Annotated in this window: 21 protein-coding genes; 16 read left to right on the top strand and 5 right to left on the bottom strand. The window is 61.7% G+C overall.

Annotation, left to right across the window (positions count from 1 at the left end):
• The first annotated feature begins 230 nt into the window (after positions 1–230).
• From AT395_RS13350 to AT395_RS13335, 4 genes are all read left to right on the top strand, one after another.
• Positions 231–578, top strand: coding sequence for a 2Fe-2S iron-sulfur cluster-binding protein (locus AT395_RS13350; RefSeq protein WP_082118040.1), 348 nt, complete (start codon positions 231–233; stop codon positions 576–578).
• A complete protein-coding gene (locus tag AT395_RS13345) occupies positions 572–1537 on the top strand; it encodes an alpha/beta hydrolase (protein WP_082164835.1) in 966 nt (321 codons plus the stop codon). Before AT395_RS13350 ends, AT395_RS13345 begins: the two co-directional genes overlap by 7 nt.
• A 213-nt stretch (positions 1538–1750) precedes the next feature.
• Positions 1751–2383: a GntR family transcriptional regulator gene (locus tag AT395_RS13340; RefSeq protein ID WP_042118475.1), complete on the top strand. Its 633-nt coding sequence runs from the start codon at positions 1751–1753 to the stop codon at positions 2381–2383.
• A gap of 359 nt (positions 2384–2742) precedes the next feature.
• Positions 2743–4200: a sensor domain-containing diguanylate cyclase gene (locus tag AT395_RS13335; protein ID WP_224787588.1), complete on the top strand. Its 1458-nt coding sequence runs from the start codon at positions 2743–2745 to the stop codon at positions 4198–4200.
• Positions 4201–4248: 48 nt separating this feature from the next.
• Here the strand turns inward: AT395_RS13335 and AT395_RS13330 are convergent, their stop codons facing one another.
• On the bottom strand, positions 4249–4560 hold the full coding sequence (locus tag AT395_RS13330; protein WP_042115960.1) for a DUF1488 family protein: 312 nt from the start codon (positions 4558–4560) through the stop codon (positions 4249–4251).
• Positions 4561–4845: 285 nt separating this feature from the next.
• Between AT395_RS13330 and AT395_RS13325 the strand changes: the two genes are divergently transcribed.
• From AT395_RS13325 to AT395_RS13305, 5 genes are all read left to right on the top strand, one after another.
• On the top strand, positions 4846–5349 hold the full coding sequence (locus tag AT395_RS13325; protein WP_072632833.1) for a universal stress protein: 504 nt from the start codon (positions 4846–4848) through the stop codon (positions 5347–5349).
• Between the two features lie 4 nt (positions 5350–5353).
• Positions 5354–5809 carry a universal stress protein gene (locus tag AT395_RS13320; protein WP_042115958.1) on the top strand — a complete coding sequence of 152 codons (456 nt, stop codon included), beginning with the start codon at positions 5354–5356 and terminating at the stop codon, positions 5807–5809.
• 142 nt (positions 5810–5951) lie between these two features.
• Positions 5952–6596 carry a response regulator gene (locus AT395_RS13315; protein ID WP_048629453.1) on the top strand — a complete coding sequence of 215 codons (645 nt, stop codon included), beginning with the start codon at positions 5952–5954 and terminating at the stop codon, positions 6594–6596.
• A gap of 137 nt (positions 6597–6733) precedes the next feature.
• The gene (locus AT395_RS13310; protein WP_048629452.1) at positions 6734–7519 is read left to right on the top strand and encodes a cyclic nucleotide-binding domain-containing protein; all 786 of its coding nucleotides are present in this window, start codon (positions 6734–6736) and stop codon (positions 7517–7519) included.
• A 29-nt stretch (positions 7520–7548) separates the two neighbouring features.
• Entirely contained in the window at positions 7549–8541 is a 993-nt protein-coding gene (locus tag AT395_RS13305; protein WP_048629451.1) for a zinc-dependent alcohol dehydrogenase family protein, read from the top strand.
• Positions 8542–8548: 7 nt separating this feature from the next.
• Here AT395_RS13305 and AT395_RS13300 read toward each other — a convergent pair whose 3' ends face one another.
• On the bottom strand, positions 8549–10561 hold the full coding sequence (locus AT395_RS13300; protein ID WP_053086390.1) for a PAS domain-containing sensor histidine kinase: 2013 nt from the start codon (positions 10559–10561) through the stop codon (positions 8549–8551).
• Positions 10562–11084: 523 nt separating this feature from the next.
• Between AT395_RS13300 and AT395_RS25840 the strand changes: the two genes are divergently transcribed.
• Together AT395_RS25840 and AT395_RS13290 are read left to right on the top strand one after the other, a co-directional pair.
• Entirely contained in the window at positions 11085–11627 is a 543-nt protein-coding gene (locus tag AT395_RS25840; protein ID WP_048629450.1) for a universal stress protein, read from the top strand.
• 24 nt (positions 11628–11651) lie between these two features.
• A complete protein-coding gene (locus AT395_RS13290; protein WP_042115954.1) occupies positions 11652–12689 on the top strand; it encodes a zinc-dependent alcohol dehydrogenase family protein in 1038 nt (345 codons plus the stop codon).
• A 132-nt stretch (positions 12690–12821) separates the two neighbouring features.
• Here the strand turns inward: AT395_RS13290 and AT395_RS13285 are convergent, their stop codons facing one another.
• The gene (locus tag AT395_RS13285) at positions 12822–14267 is read right to left on the bottom strand and encodes a thymidine phosphorylase family protein (protein WP_335645794.1); all 1446 of its coding nucleotides are present in this window, start codon (positions 14265–14267) and stop codon (positions 12822–12824) included.
• Positions 14268–15271: 1004 nt separating this feature from the next.
• Here AT395_RS13285 and AT395_RS13280 point away from each other — a divergent pair.
• Together AT395_RS13280 and AT395_RS13275 are read left to right on the top strand one after the other, a co-directional pair.
• Entirely contained in the window at positions 15272–15724 is a 453-nt protein-coding gene (locus AT395_RS13280) for a hypothetical protein (RefSeq protein ID WP_125347348.1), read from the top strand.
• Between the two features lie 9 nt (positions 15725–15733).
• On the top strand, positions 15734–17041 hold the full coding sequence (locus AT395_RS13275; protein ID WP_048629447.1) for an NRAMP family divalent metal transporter: 1308 nt from the start codon (positions 15734–15736) through the stop codon (positions 17039–17041).
• Between the two features lie 71 nt (positions 17042–17112).
• Here AT395_RS13275 and AT395_RS13270 read toward each other — a convergent pair whose 3' ends face one another.
• Entirely contained in the window at positions 17113–17940 is an 828-nt protein-coding gene (locus tag AT395_RS13270; protein ID WP_162597677.1) for a universal stress protein, read from the bottom strand.
• A gap of 403 nt (positions 17941–18343) precedes the next feature.
• Between AT395_RS13270 and AT395_RS13265 the strand changes: the two genes are divergently transcribed.
• The gene (locus tag AT395_RS13265; protein ID WP_231606144.1) at positions 18344–18964 is read left to right on the top strand and encodes a BON domain-containing protein; all 621 of its coding nucleotides are present in this window, start codon (positions 18344–18346) and stop codon (positions 18962–18964) included.
• 59 nt (positions 18965–19023) lie between these two features.
• The gene (locus AT395_RS13260) at positions 19024–19497 is read left to right on the top strand and encodes a pyridoxamine 5'-phosphate oxidase family protein (protein WP_042115948.1); all 474 of its coding nucleotides are present in this window, start codon (positions 19024–19026) and stop codon (positions 19495–19497) included.
• A gap of 176 nt (positions 19498–19673) precedes the next feature.
• On the opposite strand, the gene AT395_RS13255 is transcribed toward AT395_RS13260, so the two are convergent.
• Positions 19674–20636: a LysR family transcriptional regulator gene (locus AT395_RS13255; RefSeq protein ID WP_048629445.1), complete on the bottom strand. Its 963-nt coding sequence runs from the start codon at positions 20634–20636 to the stop codon at positions 19674–19676.
• A 255-nt stretch (positions 20637–20891) separates the two neighbouring features.
• Here AT395_RS13255 and AT395_RS13250 point away from each other — a divergent pair, with 255 nt between their 5' ends.
• Positions 20892–21977, top strand: a complete 1086-nt coding sequence (locus tag AT395_RS13250; protein ID WP_048629444.1) for a porin — start codon at positions 20892–20894, stop codon at positions 21975–21977.
• Positions 21978–22032 lie beyond the last annotated feature (55 nt).

Below are 22032 nucleotides of genomic sequence, written 5' to 3'. Positions count from 1 at the left end.
CGAGCCGGCCGGGCGAGTATCGCAGCGAGCCGACGCTTGGCATCACGCCCGTCGAAATCCATGACTATTACTACGGCAAGCGTCATGTTGCGGCGTTTGTCGTCGCGAAGCTAGACGGTCACGCGAAGGTGAGAATCGTCGAAGAGGCGGCCCCGCACGCCGCGAATCTCGTGCCGACCAAGTTTTACGAGAAATTCGAGAGCGTGCCGGAGGCGATCGCTTCGCTCGCCATGTTGGTCGGGCACGATCACGCCCAAGCGCGCCTTAGCCGTCGTGATACGGAGCCGAAGGCAACGGCCACGGTCCAGATCACATTCCTTAGCAACGGCGCCAAAACGGTCGAGGCCGCGCCCAACAGCAATCTGCTGCGCGTCTCGTTGCGAGAGAAGGGCGGAATTCCGTTCAAGTGCGGCGGGGGGCTGTGCGGCACTTGCCGTTGCAAAGTGGAATCCGGCCGAGAGCATACCGACGAGATCAAGCAGAAGGAGCGCCGTCACCTGAGCCCGGAAGATCTGGCGAACGGTTATCGGATGGCCTGCCAAACCTTCGTCCATGGCGATGTGAGTGTGTCATGGTGAGCGATGCCAACGCTGCAATGGCGCCGTTCGGGGCGCTTTCGCCCGAGGATCGACGCGCGATGCTCGACCTCGGACCAAGATGGAACGATGACATCATCGCCCACCGAAAAGCCGTCATCGACTGCTACACACCGCTTCTGGCGGCTGCCCGGAAGAGCCCTCATGTCGAGCGCGATCTGGCCTACGGCGCGCACGCGCGGCAGGTGCTCGACATCTTCTCACCGGCCATGGCAAGTCATGCGGGCGTGACCGGCGAGTTGCGGCAGGCGGTCCTGTTCGTGCATGGCGGGGCATTCGTGCGCGGCAACAAGAGCGTGAATGGCGAGGTCTACGACAACGTTTGCCATTGGTTTGCGCGGCAGGGATTTGTCGCGATCAACGTGGAATACCGGCTTGCCGACACGGCGCCGTGGCCGGGCGGTGCACAGGACGTTGCCCAAGCCGTCGCCTGGGTACACGCCCATGCGGCGCAGTGGCAAATCGATCCGTCCCGCATCTTCCTGATAGGGCATTCAGCGGGTGGAACCCACGCGGCGAGCTATCTGTTCGACCCGGCATTGGCACAAACGCGAGACACGCCTTGCGGTGGCGTGGCCGGCCTCGTGCTAATCAGTGCGCGCCTGTTCGCAGACGTGGATGCGCGCAACCCGAACGCCGGTCCGGTGCGCGCCTATTTCGGCCCGGACGAGGCGCGCTACCGTGAGCGCTCCCCGCTTACCCACGCTGCGCGCAGCCGGGTGCCGACGATGATCGCCATCGCCGAATACGAAAATCGGTTTCTCGACGATTACGGGGCGGCGTTTTTCCTGGGGCTGCTGCGCGAACGGGGCATTGCGCCGCGTTTCGTCCAGATGCGCGGGCATAACCATACTTCCATCGTTGCACACTTCAACTCGGGCGAGGAATGGCTGGGACGGGAAATCCTGGCGTTTATGGCGTCGGTGCCGCGTCACCCGTGAGGGGCCTGACGCCGACGGCAACATTGATGTTGCGCAAGAGGTGGCATCTTAGGCATCGTGTACAGTCTACAAAATGCCGTGCACTGATAGAATGCGCTCATGAGTGAAATGCCGTGATTCGACGTGTGACGCGTCGATCGGCGCCAGCCAGGGTTTGGGGAGATTGGAAATATGGGGCGGGTAGCGACGGGGGCAAATGGGCGCGAGCCGATCATGCACCAGCAGCTTTCGGATCTGGTGATTGCTCGCTTGCGCGAGTCGATTACGTCGGGTCAGTACAAGCCGGGCGACCGCCTTGTCGAGGGCCGGATTGCCGACGAACTCGATGTATCGCGCGTGCCCGTGCGGGAGGCACTACGTGCGCTGGCCGTCGAAGGGCTGGTCGAAGTGCGGCCGCGTCACGGCGCGGTGGTCGCATCGGTCGACCCGGCGTCGGCACGCGAATTGATCCAGATCCGGGCAACGCTCGAGGGGCTCAACGCTCGTCTGGCCGCCGAGCGGTGCAGCCCGGAGCTGGTCAAGCGCATTGAGAAAGTGCTTCAGGAAGGCAACGCCAAGGTTGCCGCCGGGGAGACTGCCGGCCTGCTGGAGCTAAATGCGCGCTTTCACGATCTGCTCTATACCGCTGGCGCCAATGCGATGCTCGCCGAGCTGATGCGCTCGTTGCGCGACCGCTCGCGTATGCTCTTCGTCAACACCAACGATGAAGAAGTGCGCATTACCTGGGAAGAGCACGCCGCGATTCTGCGCGCAGTCCAGTCCGGCGATGCCGCGTTTGCGGCCCTTCTCGCCGAGCGCCACGTTACACGCGCCGCTCAGTATTATCTCGACCATCTGGCACGCTAAGCCAAGGCCAGGGCCGCCCGGGTGGATAGCACCCAGTGAAAAGGGTTGCGCGTTTCGCGTAACCCTTTTTGTTTGATGCTGGCGCCCCGGCATCGGGGGCGGGCAACGGATATCCCTATCGTGCTACCGAGGGGCCTGCGACTCCGAAAAGTTGAGCGCGGCACTCGGTCTTACCGTCTTTGCCGCAGGCAACCGCCATAATTGCGCATCCGTCGGCCGCAACAGCCTCCTTATGCCGACACGGCAAATGATTCCAAGACGAAAATGGTATTCGCCTGCTGATGTACAGTAAATACAAGCGGCGACTGTTGGCGCTGATCTCGCGGATGTTGACGCCCGGCGGTGTCGTCTTGAGCGGAATGGCTTTATGGGCGGGCGTGGTCGCACTCTGCGGCTGGGTAGCCTGGCAGTCATACGCCGACGCCGTTCAACTGGCCACGCAAAGCTCGCGCAATTTGCTGCTGGTGATCGAGCGAGATGTTGTGCGAACGATCACCTCCTACGATCTGTCGTTGCAAGCCGTCATCCAAGGGGCAAAGGATGCCGACACCATGTCGCTGCCGCCCCGGCTTCGCGATCGGATACTGTTCGACAATTCTGCGACGGCTCAATATTTCGGCAGCATTGTGCTTCTCGATGCGAACGGGCGCGTTTTGGCTGACTCGGCGCATATGGGGGCAACTCCCACCGCCGATTTCTCCGACAGAGCCGCATACCTGAAGCACAAGGCAAACCCGTCGCTCGAACTCTGGATCAGTCCGCCGCATGCCTCCAGGCGTGCCAATGCGGCGACGGACATTACCATTAGCCGGAAGATCAGCGCGCCCGACGGCGCATTCGGCGGCGTGGTGATCGGCACGATCAATGTCGACTATTTTCGCTCCCTGCTTGACGGCATCGATCTCAGACATTCGGGGACAGCGGCCATCATGATGACCGACGGCTCGCTGCTGACCCGCGTTCCGTTCAGCCGCACACTGGTGGGCCAGAACCTTAGCGCAGGGAGTGTCTTCAAAGTGCTCTCGAGCGTTCCCTCGGGTTCCGTCTGGGGGGCGGCGAGTATCGACGGTATCAAGCGACTGCACACGTTCGGGCGCGTTGACCATCTTCCCATCATCATCGACGTGGCGCCCTCGGAGCACGACATATTGAGTGACTGGGAGCAACGAGCGGTGTCGATCCTCGTGCTTATGCTGGTCTTTAGTCTGGTCGTTCTGCCCGCGACGTTTCTTTTTTCGCGAGAACTTCGTCTGAGACGAAATTCAATCATCGAACTGCGGCGGGAGGCGCATATCGACCCGTTGACCGGATTGGATAATCGCCGCACTTTCGATCGTTGCTTGCAAAAGGCGTGTGCCGTAGCAATGCGGACTGGCGCACCGTTGGCGCTGCTGTTTCTGGATTTCGACAAGTTCAAGGCATACAACGATACCTACGGCCATCAGGCGGGAGACGCCGTTCTGGTGCGCTCGACAGCGGCGGCTCGCGCGGTCCTGAATCGATCGACCGACCATTTCGCGAGGTTCGGCGGCGAGGAGTTTGTCGCCATTCTCGAGGGCACGAACGAAGCACAGGCGCTGACCGTAGCGCACAAGGTGCGTGCGGCCATCGAGCGTGTCGGCACGCCTCACGCCGGCAATCGGACAGGGGTGGTGACGGTGAGCATTGGTGTGGCCATCGGTCAGGGGAGATGTCAGCCGGACAAGCTGATTCGCATGGCCGACGAAGCGCTCTACGATGCCAAAGCGGAGGGACAAAATTGTGTGCGGGTGTATCGTCCGGCACGCAGGGCAGCTGCCCCTCATGTTTCCGGCTGATTCAGGCTAAGCGCGCCTTTACCGGCGGTGCCGACGTGCGGGGCCTCGTCATCGTCCACCGGGCGTTGTTCTGCATGGTGAACACTCCATTCCCCAACGGAAATGCCCGCTACGCAGGAGAATCGGCGCCCCCTGGCAAAGTGCCAGATACCGCTCGGTCATCTTCTCGATGGCAGCGCGATTCGTTCGGAATGCCGCCATCAGATCTTCCGGGTTACACGATTTCGCGCCGAAATGATCTTCCAGCGCCTCGGCAGAGATAGCGCAGACAATTCGCTTGTGATCGCAGTCTGCCGCGAACTCGACCGTCATGTCGTCGCCGTTGTAGGCGAGCGAGATGTGTGGAAACTCAATCTTCATGGTGCGGCTCCCCGATAGGGCTAACCCGGCGCAAGACGCGGCTTGCTTCGGGCGCAGACATCGCCCCCGGTATTGTCAGCATAGCCATCGCACCCGGCATTGCGGGCCGTTGGCGCCATGGACGTTGATGTGTGTCAAACAGCTCGCTCGAGTTCCCCCACGCCCGGCCGCGCTGCGTCTACCGTTCAGTCACAGCGACAACACACGGTTGAACGTCAAGTCAGGCGACCCCGTGCAACCGGCATGTCGTCGCCTGATTAACCAGTTCCCGTCGAGGCCAACAAAATGCCAAATCGAATCCTTCTCGCCATGGACGGCAGTGAAACCTCATGGCATGCCCTAAGTGAAGCCATCCGCTTCGCGATGCCCGACGACGTTGTCCGGGCAATTGGCGTTGTCGATGACCCGTTCTCCCACTATCAGGCCGCGTTTGCGTCGCATATCGACCTCGATGCCGTCAGGGAGGGAATGATTGCCGAGACTCAGCTCACGCTGACGGATGCCTACAGGAAGCTTCAAGACGAGGGCCTTCAGGCTGACACGCGCTCGATCGATATACGCGCCTGGGGAGGAACGATTGCCGACGCCATCGTCCGCGAGGCCGAGCGGTGGCAAGCCGACCTCCTGATTCTCGGTACGCACGGGCGCAGGGGTATCCGTCGCCTGATGATCGGCAGCGTGGCCGAACAAGTGCTCCGGCAAGCGCACCGCCCGGTCATGCTGGTGACTTGCCAATCGAGTGCACCGACGAATGTCTCCGCTACAGCTGCGACGAGTATGAAGGGGTGAAATCATGATCCAGCGCATTTTGGTAGCCATTGACGGGAGCCCAACGGCAGATAAGGCCTTCGACTACGCGTTGGCACTTGCCACCGCCCGCAAAGCCCGGCTCCATGTCCTTTTCGTCGTCGATATTCCCGTCGCCTATGTGGCCGATGCCGACCCATTTCCCTTCATTGAAGCGATGCGCATGCAAGGGGAGAGCCTTCGCAAAACGGCCAGTGAGCGCCTAAAGGGAGCCGGTGTCGAAGGCGACGTGGAAATTCGGGAGCTTCTGCCGCTGGGCGGTGATGTTCCGCATCAGATCAATCTGGCTGCCGAAGAATGGCAGGCCGACGTTATCGTGATCGGTACCCACGGCCGTCGCGGCGTGAGACGTCTCGCATTGGGAAGCGTGGCGGAAAATTGCGTCAGACAGGCAACGCGCCCCGTGATTCTCATACCGGGCGAAAATGGGGCAGGCGAGTAATGAGGGGCTTGGGGAAGGCAAGATTGTGGAGGTTCGTGTGCCCGCGCGTGTAAAATCGTCAACGTGGTTGTGCGACTTAGGGCAACCGCACATATTGCGAAGGCAAAACCTCGGAATCACGTTACGACACAAAGGCGGGCGCATGACTCGCATCATTGTTGCGGACGATCACATGCTGATTCGGGCCGGATTGCAGCGCATTCTCGCCGGCAGCGACGATCTCGAAATCGTAGGGGAGGCCTCAAACGGCGCCGAAGCTATCGCGCTTTTACAGACCGCGCCCTGCGACGTACTGCTGCTCGACATGTCGATGCCGGGACGCAGCGGTGTCGACCTCATTGCCCACATCAAAGCCCTATTTCCTCGCGTAGCGATTCTCGTGCTGACCATGCACGGCGAAGAACAATATGCCGTGCGGGCACTCAAAGCCGGCGCGTCCGGTTACCTGACCAAGGAAAGTGCGCCGGCGGAACTGGTGAGCGCTGTCAAAAAGGTCAATAGCGGGGGCGTGTACTTGAGTTCAGCCATGGCGGAGAGGATTGCGAAAGACCTCACAACCGCCGCCATCGACGGCCCGAGTTTTCGGCGGCTCTCGGACCGTGAATTCGACGTGTTCCTGATGCTCGCCCGAGGTTTGACGCTGAGCGATATTGCGAGCGCCTTGTGCGTGAGCGTCAAGACCGTGAGCACCTACAAGGCGCGCGTTCTTCAGAAACTCCAGCTCAAAACACAAACCGAACTGGTGCATTACGCGATCCGGCACGACTTGTTGCGCGATAGCCTTTAGTCCGGCGTTTGTAGGCCGAAGCCTACACGTCGCAATATCTGCTGACAAAACATCGCGACAGCCACTGATTTTCTTTCCGGCGCTCGTCTTCAATACTGGAAACGTCCAGAACTGACGTCGACCCGCCGGAGGTCATCATGTACATCCCACTTCGCGAGTATCAGGCCGGTCCGCCCTCGGACGCACAGACTATCCGCGTGCACCGGGCGTTCGATGAGCCTTCGGGCGGTATCCCCAGATGCAGCACCTGCCTGCTGCGGCAATTCTGTCTGGCCGAGGGCCTGTCCGACGAATCGGCGCGGCGTCTGGATTGCGTGACCCGGGTGCGGCGGACCATTCGCCGGGGCGAAGTGCTGTTTCGTCCCGGCGATTCGCTCGAGCATATATACGCCGTGCGTGCAGGCTCTTTCAAAACAGTCATTACGCACCCGGACGGTAAGGAGCAAGTCACCGGATACCTGCTGGGCGGCGAGATTCTAGGGCTGGGTGCGATCGCAAACGGCAAGTACGTTTCGGAAGCGGTCGCGCTTGAGGACAGTCAGGTGTGCGCGATCAGATTCTCGGAGCTCGAAAGTGTCGCCGCGCAATTCCCTGTCGTATTGCACCAGTTGCATCGCCTGATCGCCGCGGGCATCGTGCGGGAGCAGAACCAGTTGATGCGATTGGGCGTCGCCCGCGGTGAAGCCAGGTTGGCCGGCTTCCTCCTGGATGTGTCGGCACGTTTGGCGGCACGCGGATACTCGCCGAACGCCTTTCTGCTACGGTTGACGCGCGAAGAGATCGGCAGTTTTCTGGGATTGCAGTTGGAAACTGTCAGCCGGATGCTCTCTCGCATGCAGGCGCAGAACACGCTGCGTGTCAAACAACGTGAGATCACCCTGATCGATACCAAGCGCCTGAGCGATTTGGTGAGCGCGGCCTGATAAACACCACCGTTGCAGCGGAGGCAGTCATGCGGGCAATGCAGCTTTCACGCGCAGAAGCCAGACTCAGGCTCGTGGACATTCCCGTGCCGAGCCCGGGGCCGACGCAAGTGCTCATCCGGGTGAACGTATGCGGCGTTTGCCGTACCGACCTGCATGTCGTGGATGGCGAACTTCCCGACGTTCCCGAGGGCATCATCCCGGGACACGAGATTGTCGGGACGGTCGCGGCGCTTGGGGAAAATGTTCGCGAATTGGCGCTCGGGGACCGCGTCGGGGTGCCGTGGCTCGGCGCCACTTGCGGGTGTTGCCGGTTCTGCCGGAGTCACCGCGAGAATTTGTGCGCAGACGCACGGTTTACCGGCTATACGCTCAACGGAGGCTATGCGGAATATGTGGTCGCGCAGGCCCGCTTCACATTCCGGCTACCCGAGCAATACGACGATGCGACGGCGGCCCCGCTGTTGTGCGCCGGGCTGATTGGATATCGTTCGCTGAGCATGGCGGGCGATGCGCGCCGGCTCGGGATCTATGGCTTCGGCGCGGCCGCACATCTTATCGCCCAGATCGCCCAGGCCCAAAAGCGCGACGTCTATGCCTTCACCCGGCCAGGCGACGAAGCGGGCATGCAGTTCGCGTTGTCTCACGGCGCCATCTGGGCCGGTCCGAGCGATGCTCCCGCACCGCAACCCCTCGATGCGGCGATCATTTTTGCCCCGGTCGGCGATTTGGTTCCGCAAACGCTCGCCGCGCTCGATCGCGGCGGCGTTGTGGTGTGTGCAGGCATTCATATGAGCGACATTCCCTCATTTCCCTACCGGTTGCTCTGGGGCGAGCGCCAAGTCCGGTCGGTCGCCAACCTCACCAGGGACGACGGGCTGGCGTTTCTGTCGCTGGCCGCGCAAATTCCGCTGCATGTGGCGACCACGACCTATCCCCTCGAACAAGCCAATGTGGCCCTCGATGACCTGCGCCGGGGCGCGTTCTCGGGCGCCGCAGTTCTCCGGATAAGGAAGTCGTAGCCACCGGCTATCCGGGCGATGCCTCAGTGGGGGCCGATGCCGGCAACGGAATCACTGTGGTCACGACGGTTCCGCCGTCGGCAGGGCTTCGAACGTCCAGCGTGCCACCGAGCAGGCGGGCCCGTTCTCGCATACTGATAAGGCCAAGCGAGTCGGGCTTCGGCCGTGTCGGCGGTAGCCCCCGGCCGTTATCGGAAATGCGCAACCGGATGTCCCGATCGCAAGACATCTCGATCGTGACCGCCGTTGCTCTCGCATGTTTGGCCACGTTGTTCAGGGCTTCCTGAACAATTCGGAACAATGCCGTGGACAGCGCTGGCGGGATGGACGGCAGACGGCGAGCCCCCGCGACATCGACTGCCACACCGTAACGGCGTGCAAAGTCCTGCGCGAACCATTCGATGGCGGGCCCGAGCCCCAGATCGTCGAGCATCGTCGGGCGAAGGTCTGCCGCCATCTGACGAACCGCCGTAATCATGCCGTCGATCGATTGTTCGATTCTGTTGATGTCCGCGCTCGCGGACGAGTGTTCCCCCAAGCTCATTTTGAGCATGACAGCGTCCATCTTCAGCGCGGTCAGCCGTTGCCCGAGATCGTCGTGCAGCTCTCTTGCGATCCTCAGTTTCTCGTCCTCCCGAACGTCCTGAAGACGGGCCGTCAGTTTTTCAAGCTCGTTTCGGGAGGTTTGGAGGGCGTTTGCGATCTGTCGTTGCTCCGTCACGTCACGCAATATGACGGTGTAAAACTTGCCTGCGGCGTCGGTACTCTGAGAGATGGATGCCTCCATCGGAAACTCTTCGCCATCGGCGCGTAATCCCCATAGTGGCCTGCCACGGCCCATCAATCGCTCGGAAACGCCAGTCTGGCCGAAGCGGGCGATGTGGTGGTAGTGGGCGTCGCGAAATCTCTCCGGAATGAACCGCGAAAGCGGCTCCCCAATCACCTCCATGGCACTGCATCGAAAGATACTCTCGGCCGTGGGGTTGAATATCTGAATGCGCTGATGTTCATCGATGGTGATGATCGCCTCGCGCACTGACTCGATCACACTGAATAGCCGGCTCTCCGAGCGGCGCTTATCAAGTGCCTCTTGCTCGCGAAGCGCCCGCGCGCGGCGGCGAACGTTGATGGTTAGCGCCCATGCCAGCAACGTTCCCGCACACATGAGAACGCTGAAGGCGAGTACCCAGTCTGCGACGCCCGCGCCGCGTAACGCCGCAAATTCGTGCGACGCGGTAAACGTGAGCGATAGCGCGGGTTTGTTCGCATACGGCACGCTAGTCTGCACCCGGTATTCGGCCGGTGGTCGCGGCTCGGCCGGCGCTCTGGGAGAAAGACTGTCGAAGATTGGGGTTGGCTGCCCGGCGTCGTCCATCAGGGAAATGGTCAACGTGAGGTCATGGATCAACGGCCCGACGGCGTCGTGAACGAATCGGTCCACGTCGGCTATCGCATAAGCGCATATCGCCGGCTGACGAGTGTCGGCCAGGAAAATCAGATAGGAACGTCCGGTCGCCGAATCCGCGCGCGTGAACACGCGATCCGACGTCTGGGAGCTGGTGGCCTGCGTGGCCTGCGTGGCCTGCGTGGGCAACGTTATCGCGCCATCCGGCCCGAGGGCGACTTCCTCGCCCACCGAGTAGGCAACCTGTCGCTTGATCGTGTTGCCCTCACGCTCACATCCGCCGAACGTTGCGAGTCCGGGCAAACGCTCAGCCAGCCTCATGCTTCTGACGTACGAGCTCCATGTCGGCGCGTCCATCGGGGATGTCGCGGCGAGGCGATCCGACGCGATATGAACAGCGTCGCGATACGCCGCCATGGCGATCGCCAGCTTGTCTGTTGCCGCACTGGTTCGCAAGTCGAACCGGGCGTCGACATTGTCCTGAACCGTTGTGCGCACGGCCAGCCAGTTGATCGCAGCGAGAGCGACGATAACCGCGAACAGCACCGCGAAAATGGCGCCATCGGTTTGCTTCGAGAGAGATCGGAGTACGCCGGGGAGAGTCGTTTTGGCCATAGGTCATCCGATACAGGGGCTGTGCGTCGTCCATCATGTCGTTGTATCACCGCTCGCGCCGATTTCCCATACGAGGCAATCCCACAGGCACGCCCCGGCACCAACGCCGGTCAGCGCCGGCCATCCCTGTTGGTAGCGCCCGAACAAGAGCTTGATCCGTATCAACGGGCACGCCGTCAACGAGCACTACAGTACAAAGTGATCGTTTCTCAGGAGAGCCGACATGACTTACCGGACTTTGCTCGTACACGTTGACAATAGCCGGCAATGCCACGCACGGCTCGAGTTTGCAGTGGACTTCGCGCGACGACTACCCGCTCATCTTACGGGTATTTATTTACCGTTCCATCCCCCCGGGTTTCCCGACGTCACGCGTAGTGCCGGGGCAGGGCTGCCTCCGCCCCCGGCGCCCGAGAGCGACACCGAGCGCCTTGCCCGGGCAGAACAGATGTTTAGAGACATTTGTCGGCGCCAGGCAGTGAGCCATGAGTGGCTGACCCCGTTGTACGACGAGAGCAGTGAGATGCGGACCCACGCGCGCTATGCGGATCTGGTCATTGTTGGCCAACAGGATCGGAACGACGCCGAGACGTCGCCTGCCGTGGGGTTTGTCGAATCGACCGTGCTGGGCGGCGGCCGGCCTGTACTGATTCTTCCGTACGCCGGGAAACTACCTCAGGCGTTCAACAACGTTTTGCTTGCCTGGGACGGCGGACGAGAAGCCGCACGGGCTGCCGCCGATGCGATGCCGTTGCTGACGGCCGCCAAAACCGTGCATGTCATGCATGTCGGGCGCGGCAATCACCCCGACGATCTGGGCCCCATTCCGGGGCTCGACATCGGCATGTTCTTCGCACGTCACGGTATCAATGTGGAGGTTACGCCCGAGCGTGGCACCAAAGACGTCAGCGTAGCCGAGACCTTACTTTCGCGCGCGGCGGACATGAACATCGACCTGATCGTGATGGGAGGGTACGGGCACTCACGCATGCAGGAATGGGTCCTTGGCGGCGTTACCCGCACGCTACTCGAAACCATGACGGTGCCGGTGCTGATGTCGCATTGACGCTGTCCAACCCGGAGTCATGCCATGAAAGCACTCGTGTTTCACGGTCCGCAGCAGATTACGCTTGAGGACCGGCCAATCCCACAGTTGCTGGCGCCAACCGACGCCATCGTCCGTGTTCGAAAAACGACGATTTGCGGAACCGATCTGCACATCCTGAAGGGCGACGTGCCGACGGTGGCACCGGGCCGCATTCTCGGCCACGAGGGGGTCGGAGAGATTGTGCAGGTCGGCGAGGCGGTCACGGCGTTCAAACCGGGCGACCGCGTGCTGATCTCCTGCATTTCGTCCTGCGGAAAATGCGATGCCTGCCGGCGCGGGATGTACTCCCACTGCGCGGCGGGTGGCTGGATTCTTGGCAACCGGATCGATGGCACGCAAGCGGAATACGTTCGCACGCCACACGCCGATACCAGCCTTTACCACGCCCCCGCGGGGGTCGATGAAGACGCGCTGGTGATGCTCAGCGATATTCTGCCCACGGGTTTCGAGTGCGGGGTGCTCAATGGCAAGATCCAGCCCGGAAGCAGCGTCGCCATTGTCGGTGCTGGCCCGATCGGGCTCGCGGCGCTGTTGACCGCGCAGTTTTTCTCGCCGGCCCAGGTGATTGTCGTGGATCCGGACCTCTCACGTCTTGAGGTCGCGTCTCGGCTCGGCGCCACGGCCGTGGTATCGCCCGCCAAGGACAATGCCGTGGAAGTCATTCACCGGCTGACCGGCGGACAGGGGGTAGATACCGCCATCGAAGCCGTGGGGGTGCCGGCGACGTTCGAGCTTTGCGAGTCGATTGTCGCTGCGGGGGGCGTCATCGCCAATGTCGGCGTGCACGGCCGAAAGGTGGACTTGCACCTCGAATCGTTATGGGACAGGAACATTAGCATCACCACCCGGCTAGTCGACACCGCTGCCACCCCCATGTTGCTCAAGACTGTGGCATCGGGGCGCCTCGCGCCCAGCGTATTGATTACCCACCATTTCTCGCTTGCCAATATTCTCGATGCGTACCGGACATTCGGCGACGCCGCCAACACGCATGCGCTCAAAGTTATCATCTCGCCCTGAGGCGGGTATCGACTGGGAGGGCGATGGTCTGTCGTCTGCCCCCGGGCGGAGATCGGGGCGTCAGGGCTGCCCTTTTCGCGGCCGGCGAACGCGCCAGAGGTTCGTTCGCCGGTGACGGGCACACGCTGTCGTTCATGATTCCCCTACGGCGACGATGGCGGGAAAGCGGCAGGCGTACTCGTACGCGTACTCAAGTTCTCCCTGACTTTCCGCGTAAATAGTGAATAGGGGTTGGCCAGCAACGACAGATGTTCCGATCGGCGCCTCGAAAACGACACCCGCTCTCGGCGCTGCCGGGGCGCCCGCCAATTTGGCAACTCCCGCCAGATGCCGATTGTCCACGGCCGTCACCACGCCGGGATGGCGGGCGGTCACCGGTTTGCTGTGCCGGCCGACCAACGGTTCGTGCATTCCCCCCTGGGCTTCACAGATTCGCTGAAATTGCTGCCACGCCAATCCGCTGGTCAACACAGCCCGCGCGCACGCTTCGCCGTCGCCAGGCAACACTTTCCCGCCCATCTCCAGCAGTCTTCCGGCAATCTGCAAGCTCTTGCTGCGCAGGTCGGCCGGGGCGCAACGCCGGTTCTGCAAAACCGATACGACTTCGCGGGCTTCAAGACTGGGGCCTATGCCACGCCCGACGGGTTGATCTGCCTGACCGACATAGGTGGAAATATCGAGTCCGAGCGCGTGGCCAATCGTTCGCAAGCGCTCGGAAAAGCGTGCGAAGGCATATTGGGAATCAATCCTGGCGGTACGCCCAACGGGAACATCGATCAGCACATGCGTTGAGCCCGCAGCCAGTGTCTTTGAGAGAATCGAGGCCATCATCCGGCCCTCGCTGTCCAGATCGAGCGGGCGCTCGATCCGAGTCAGAATATCGTTGGCGGGGCTCAGACCCGCCGCGCCGCCGAAAACTACGCATCCGCCGACGGCATTTACGACCCTGCGCATTTCCTCCAGGCTGAGGTTGACCGGCGCCATGGTTTCCATGACATCCGCCGTGTCTGCCGGCGAGGTGATCGCCCGCGAGGCGGTTTTTGGCATCACCACCCCTTGCGACGTCACAATGGCCACCACGATCGGCGTCGTTCGATTGCCCGGCAATCTCCCCGCGCTGTGTTTATCGACAATGCGATCTCCCGGCCAGCGCAGCGTCTTGCCGGTGGCGACCATTGCGCGCGTGAGCGAAATAACTTCGTCGTCGGAGAGCCGGTTGGCGGCACATGCCGTCAAGAAGGCCGAAATCTGGATGGAGGAATAGCGTCCCGCCGCAATATCGGCCACGACCTCGTCAAGCGCCGCGGACGTGAAGGCTTCACCGGACATGTGGTGCCGAACGTGACGAAAGGACTCAACCGGGGTCATGTGATGCACTCGTACCCATGCCCCCTCCGCGACATCGAGCCTAAGCAGGGCGGTTTCGCTCAGTCCGATTTCGTCGAGTTCGAGCCAGTCTCCCGTTACCGTCTGGAGTGTTGCCACGACAACTCCGCCTCCATACTCGAGCTGTAGACGTGTTTGCGCAGCGAATCCCTCTGATCGACAAATCTGACTATCGCGTCGAAGATAAGCCACCACCTCGCCCAGCGTATCGACTGGTACCCTGCGTGCGCGCAATCGCCGCTCCGTAAGCGGAACCGGTGCACCTTCGTCTGGCGTTTTATCAGTGGGGTGCGGCGCCGGCGAATTCGATTGACCGCAGGCCGTCGCTTGAGGCGAGTGTTTGATGTCGTCAGACACAGTGCACCTCCGGTCAGATAGGCGAGGGGGCGTTTGTCGCGCGTGAAATGCGAAGCCAATTCAATCGGGGCTTCCATTTCACAGCGTAGTACCGCCGATTCCACCGCGCGACGCTTGTCCTGGCAAGATTGACGTGCATCAAATCGCCAGTCGCGGCCCGATCTCTCGAATGGCATTTTTCCGAGGGTTGAGGAATGTCAAACCGGTGCGCGCCGTTGAGGACTATTGTGGAGACGTCGTCGGCACTTGCCTGTCGGCTGAACGATTACCCGATGCTGCCCTCGTTTCGGCAGTTGCGCTCGGAAACGGCCCCGTGAAGAACGCAAGCCAGTTGGGTGTTTGCCCGCCTTCGCGGGCGTTTCTTTTGGTGTTGCGCGATGACCAAATTACCCCGGCCGATCTTGATGTGGGACAAAGGATGCAGCCCGGGGCTGGCTATGCTGGATTCGTGGCGCCTCGATTTTGTTTTCGCGGCGTATCCGGCCTAGGCCGGACTCGGCGATCACGACCCGATGATCGCCCGCTTTTGTGGGGACACGATCATGCCCAAAGCCGCCAATCCGTAACTGGCCCAAGGTAACGCGCAGTAGTTTGCGGGAGATAAATAGAGGTGCGCCGACTCGTTCGCGTTGCATGCGTCAAAGGGTAACGCCGCAGCCCGCGTGCCCCCACGTCTGCCAACGACTCACACCGACGCTGCGCAGTCGTACAGAACACATTCCCGATGTCAGGCAACAATGCGAGGACTCGACATGCCCACGCCCCACGACTCATGCCTTACGGAACGTCATTTGATCCTGTTCGCCAAAATCGTTCGAAGCTTAGCCGGATACGAGCGGTTGATTGACGACGCAGCCATTACGCTCTCGAAGGCAGATCCAACGTGCTTTTCCCTGCTTACGCGAGGGAACGATTTCCGCGCCCGGCGCACGATGTTGCTAGACGTGCTGCGGCAGGTCGACTACCCCATGGATCGCTACGACCGGATCAGCGCACAACTGTTGATTCCCTATACATACTCGATGCTGCTACATGACATTGTCCATTCCGAGTGGACAAGACACGTGCCCAGCAACGGTATCCAGCCAGCGTGGATATTCCGTTGTGCGCCGAGTGTGTTGCCGGTGCGCGATTGGTCCGACACAGGTGTCGAAGACCCGTTACCGCGCTCCGCCGACGAATACTCGTACACCCTTGAGCAACTCGAAACGGTGGCCGACACGCTATCGGAGGGCCGCCGCGATTTTGCGGCGTACCTTCTGGCGGCCGGGCTGCTGTGCGCCACGCCTTGACTCGGCCAAATGGGGCTTGAACTGCGCGGCGAACGCTCGTCAGGTGTCCTTCAGGCGCTGCGCAAGCGCTTGCGCGATCACCCGCTCGCGCGCGTCGGTCCGGGACTGATTACCGGCGTTGCCGATGACGACCCTAGCGGCGTAGTCACCTATGCCCAAGCGGGCGCGCAGTACGGCTTCAACATGCTCTGGACAATGCCGCTGGCATTTCCGTTGATGGCCGCCATGCAACTGCTTTGTGCCCGCATCGGCAGAGTTACGGGAAAAGGGCTTGCGGCAAATATCGGCACCGCGTTTCCTCCCGTCGTGCTGCGGACTGTGATTGTATTGCTGCTCATAGCGAATACGCTCAACATCGCGGCGGATCTGGCGGCTATGGGTGAGGTTGCCGAGCTGATCAGCGGCGCCAATCGTCATTGGATGACCATCGCATTTGCGATCGGTACGCTCGTCTTGCAAGTGTTTGTTCCGTATCACCGGTATGTCGTGTTCCTGAAGTGGCTAACCCTATCCTTGCTTGCCTACGCCGCCGTGCTATTGACGGTGCAGGTGCCCTGGCGGCTGGTGGCGCTGCGAACCGTGTGGCCCCAGTTCACTATCGACGCCACCAGTGCTGCTGTCGTGGTCGGGGTATTCGGCACGACCATCAGCCCCTACCTCTTCTTCTGGCAAACCTCGGAGGAGGTCGAGGAACTGGAGAGAACACCCGGCGCAGTTGCGTTAATCGACGATCAGACCGCCGCAGGGGGCGAACTGAGGCGAATTAGCTGGGACACCTGGACGGGCATGTTCTATTCGGACATTACGGCTTACTTTGTCATGCTCGCGACCGCCGTCACCCTCCATGCAGCGGGAATTCACAATATCGAGACGGCAGCTCAGGCGGCCGACACGTTGCGGCCGCTGGCCGGCAATCTGGCCTACGTGCTGTTCAGCCTCGGTATCGTGAGCGTTGGATTGATCGGCGTGCCCGTACTGGCAGGGTCGGGGGCGTATGCGCTCTCCGAGGCAATGCACTGGAGAGAGGGGCTCGAGCGCCCGCCGGGCAGCGCGCTCGGCTTTTACGGGATCATCGGGCTCAGTATGTTGGCCGCCACCGCCATTCAGTATTCCTCGATCAATCCGATGAAGGCCCTGTTCTGGAGCGCTGTCATCAATGGCGTGGTGGCGGTTCCCTTGATGGCGGTGGTACTGCTGCTGGCGACGCGCAAGTCAGTGATGGGGCGTTTCACCGCGAGTTGGCCAATGCTTGCGCTTGGGTGGGTCGCCACCGGCGTAATGGGTGCAGCCGCCGTCGTTATGCTGCTGGCAAGCTAAAGAAGCACTGCGGCCCCTTAGCGGCCGCAGTGCGAGTTGGATCAGGCGAGGCAGAACGTGCGAGTCGGCACTTAGTGGGAAAACAGCACGGGGGTCGACATATGTTTGAGTACCGTACGCGTTGCCCCACCGAATACCCGCTCGCGCGTCGGCCCGTGACCATAGGCGCCCATGACCAACAAGTCGGCCTCGTGCGCCTCGACGGTGGCGAGCAACTGAACGCCATCGCTTGCTTCGGTATCTTGCCTCACCGAGACGGCCTTCGCGCGCAACCCGTGTGCTTCCATCAGGCGCACGATGTCGGCAAGCGATGGGTCGTCGCCAGCGGGCGAACGGTTGATGCCCACGACGAAAATATCCTGGGCTCGACCCAGCAGTTGCCACGCGTCGCCGATGGCGCGACGCGCCTCTCGCGAGCCGTTCCAGGCGACCACGATGCGTCGAATCTCGCGGGGAAACGTCACGTTGTGAGGCAGGCCCAGTATCGGCGTGCCAGCCGAGACAATGATGTCCCCGAGCCCATCAACGCCTAGCGCCGCGACGCCCCCCGGAGCATCGGGCTGGCCGACGATGCAAAGGTCTGTGCCTTTCGAGAAATTCGACAAAATGGTGGTCGGAGCGCCGAACGGAGAGTGCCAGTCGCCGCTGATATCGTGTTCGGCGCAAACCTCCTTGAATAGATGCTCCGCCGATTGCCGGGCGGCCTGAGAGTGCCCCTCCGTCTGATAGCGAGTCCCGGACGATTCGGGTTGTCCGGAATGCACGGCACCCGGCCGATGAGGCAGATAGATGCCAGCGAGGCTGGCGTCGTGTTGACGGGCGAGCAGTCCACTGAATCGCAAACGCGCGGCACTCGTCGCAGTATCGTCCACATGGACACAAATTCTCCGCAGGCTCATCGTCTTTCTCCTTGCACAAGGCACGTTATCGTTCGCCCACGACCGCAGTAGCTGTGCAGGCGTGCTTTGTTTATACGTGAGCTTTGGGTCACAGGCGGGCGAGTTCATGGCGTGCAGTTGATGCGAATCAATGTCCTGACGGGGCGGCGACTGACGCCGAGCCATCCGAAGGCGCGTTCGATAGTCGTCTGGCTCAGGGGGGGCGTCTCGCCATAGACGCGTTGCAAGGGCGAGTTGACGTTGATCAAACGGCAGCAAGAGAGCGCTGGAATACGCTGCGCTTCGCGCTAATGTGAAGGCATGAATCGCGGTGCGGATGTCGCCGCCACGCCATATCGCGCGCATGAACACCACGACTCGGAGACACCCTATGAAGACAGACGCTCAACTACAGCGCGACGTCATGGACGAACTCGCGCGCGACGCCAACATTCACGCCAATGAGATTGGCGTGGAAGTGCGTGACGGCATCGTCACCCTATCTGGCGACGTGACGAGCTTTCTAGAAAAGTGCGAGGCGGAGCGCGTCGCGGCGCGTGTTGCCGGCGCACGTGCAATCGTTGTTTCGCTGGAGGTTCTCCCGGCATTGAAGGACCGACAGACAGACACCGATATCGCGAGAGCTGCGCTCGCCATGCTGCGCTGGCACGCGGGGCTGCCGGCTGACGGTATGCACGTCAAGGTGGAAAACGGCTGGGTCACGATCGAGGGCAACGTCGAATCCTATGCACAGCGAGTGCTCGCCGAAAACTCGGTTCGCACGTTGCGTGGGGTGAGGGGGGTGATCAACGACATCAAGGTTCAGGACAGTCCTCGTCGCTCAGAAGTCGTTGGGCAAATTGCCGCAGCGCTTTCGCGTCAGGCGATGCGTGAAGCCCACCACATCGAGATTTCCCTGTTGGGCAATGGCGAAGTGCTTCTGACCGGCAAAGTCCATTCGCTGGCCGAAAAAGAAGCCGTCAGGGGCGCGGCCATGACCACGCACGGCGTATCTGCGGTGGTGGACCAGATAACGGTCGAGTGAGCGCGTCGGGCATTGGCCGCTTACGAGCGACGGACTGAAGCGAAAACCAGGAGGTCACGATGAACACAACGCTGGAAGCCGTCACGCTCGACATTCTCGGCAGTTGCAGAGAACTATCGCTCGCCACGCTGATGGCAGACGGGAACACGCAGTCGGATGTCGTTTGCTTTGTTCATCATGGACTCGACATCTATTTCGCCACCGGACGCGATAGCCGCAAGATTGCGAATATCGAACGCAACGCTCAGGTGTCCTTCTGCCTGTTCAAGCATTACACGGAATGGCCGGAAATCAAGGCCCTGTCGGGGCATGCGTTCGCGGAAATCCTGCCGGACGAATCCGCCGAGCGGTCGCTGGCAATCCGCTTGCTCGACGCGCGCTTCCCCAACGCGTGGACACGGGTTCCGGAGCATGGATCGAGCAGAACGACCGTTGTAAAGCTGGAGTCGTGGGCCATCAAGGTGCTGGATTACAGCCGAGGGTTCGGACATATGGACATCGTCTCTATCCCGTCGAAACGCCACTGTGGATAGCCTGAAGGCTATTCACAGGCCGCAGGGGCTTATAGGTTTCGCATATTCAGGCGGCCTTCGGTTCGCGCTCATGTTCACCATGGTCTGCGGCGCGAATTTGACGTGGATCGATGTCAGACGCTCGTGCACAGGCGCGGCCGCGCCACGCGCTAGATGCCGGCTCGCCGGACTGACGATCAGCGATAAGCCGGTTCCACCATGCTGAAGATACGACGGGTCGGGCCGTCCGAGGAGGACGCCAGTTCCCGGGCAACGCGCCAGAACGTCTCCAGAAACGCCAGCGCCGCGCCTTGCAGCGGCTCATACCGGCGAGTGATCAGGCAGGTCGTGCTTTCGTCGGTGATCGCATCGAAATCGAGCGCGACGAAGCGGTCACGCATGTCCGGGGTCTCGATCAACGGCCAGGGCACCGCCGTCAGCATATCCGTCGAACGCACGATCGCCAGGGCAGCATTCACAGACCGGGCGAAGTGACAACGCTGCGCGGCCTCGTCGTGCTGGTCTTCCAGCAATGCCCGAATGGCTTGCGCCGTGCGTTCCATCGAGCGGCTTAGCAGCCAGTCATAACCGCGCAGATCGGCGATCGTGCGAGCGCCCGCCGCCGGATGTCCCGGGCGACAGACCACCGCGAACGAATAGGTGTAGATCGGCCGGATCTCCAGTGCGCGCTCCTGCCCCACGTCAGGGCTGGGGCCGAACGCGAAGTCCAGATGCCCGTTACGTACGGCGGGGTAGTCGCCGCCCAGATGCTCGGCGATATCCAACTGCACGTCCGGCCGTTGCTCCCGAAAGGCTCGTACGACAGCCGGAATCACCCCATGCATCAACCATGGGGTGACAGACATGCGGATCGTGCCGCCGCGCTTGGCGGCCGCTTGCGCTACATCTTCGCTTGCCCGTCGCAGTTGTCCGAGGATCAGCCGGGCGTGAGAGAGCAGGGAGGTGCCGGAAGGTGTGAGTCCCACACCGTCTGCCCGACGCTCCATCAGCACCACATCCATCGATTGCTCCAGTTCCCGCAACGCCTTGCTGACTGCGGTGGGTGACCGGCCGAGCCGGCCCGCAGCGGCGCGCACGCTGCCATGATCGGCCACGGCGACGAGACATTCGAGTTGATGGAGCTTCAGATCGGACGACATGGTTCAGAGGCAGAGAAAGGGGGCGTTCGAGGGCGTTCAAAGTGGGGCGGCGGGATGGAAAGCACCCGGCGCACGACATTGAATCATCGACCGGGCTGGCACGGGCGTCAACCTAAGGTTGACACGAAAATTTGGCGTTGCCTATCCGCTGAAAATCGACGTGGCTACCATGCGTCGAAATTTCATAAGCCGTACACAAGCGTTTCATAAACAAGGCCGCCCCGACGGTCAACAAGGCATACGCACAGGAGTCAAATGAGCCACACCCCCATCTGCGTTCGCACAGGCGCCCATCTTCGCCCCTTGCAGCCCGTACGCATCACCCTGACCAGCCTTGCCGCCGGCGCGTTACTGACCGTGGGCTGCAATGCCGCACAGGCCGACGTGCAACTGTATGGCGCCGTCGACAACTATGTCAGCTACGACTCGGGGGGCAAGGGCAGTTCGACACAGGTGGGCAGCGGTGCGGGTTCGACCTCGCGTTTTGGCCTGACAGGTACGGAGGATCTGGGTGGGGGGCTAACGTCCGGGTTCCGGCTGGAATCGGGCTTCAACGCCAACAATGGCACGCTCCAGTCGACCAACACGATCTTCAATCGGGAAGCCAACGTGTGGCTGAGTTCGCATCGCTACGGCATGCTCAAACTCGGCCGTCAGTTCCCAACGATCTTCCCGCTTTCGTCGCAGGTCGATCCGTACGCCCTGACCAAGCTGTCGTTGATGGCCAATGTGGCCTATGCCACATCGGATCTGGGCGGTAACGCTGCGGGGATCGACTCGCGCGTGGCCAACGCCGTGAGCTACACCACGCCGGACATGAACGGTTTCTCCGGGCAGGTGTTGTACGGCTTTAGCACGGCGAGCGCCAGCGGTGCGCCGGCGCATTACACCGGCTACCTCGCGCAATACGAGGGCCAACGCCTGTATGCCGGCCTGTCGTACAACGTGGTGCGCAGCGACTTGTCTCAGGCCACCGACCACTATGGCGCGGGCCTGTCGTACAGGATCGGCAGCACCACGCTGTCGCTAGCGTACAACCGCATCGTGCCCAGCATCGTGACGGGGCGTATTGCCACCACGTATCTGGTCGGCGCGACCGTTCCCGTCGGTCCTCACGTGTTCAAGCTGTCGGTCGTCGAGCGCCTTGTGGCTGGCGGCGGCAACCAGGCGTTCGGCGCGTTGGGCGGCTACGACTACCAGTTGTCCAAGCGCACGGCGCTTTACGCGCGCATGGCCTGGATCGACAACGGCGGAGCGTCGGCGCTCACGCTCGATAACGCGCAAACCAGCGCTGGGCGCGACGTATTCGTGACGGCGTTGGGCGTGACGCACCGCTTCTGATTTTGTGCTGTTCAAGGCGAGCGCATCGCGCGTTCGCCTTTTTGTCATTTTTGAA

The sequence above is a fragment of the Pandoraea apista genome (assembly GCF_001465595.2).
Classification (GTDB): domain Bacteria; phylum Pseudomonadota; class Gammaproteobacteria; order Burkholderiales; family Burkholderiaceae; genus Pandoraea; species Pandoraea apista.
Note: the sequence above shows the minus strand (reverse complement) of the source record. Positions and strands in the feature narration are given on the sequence as shown.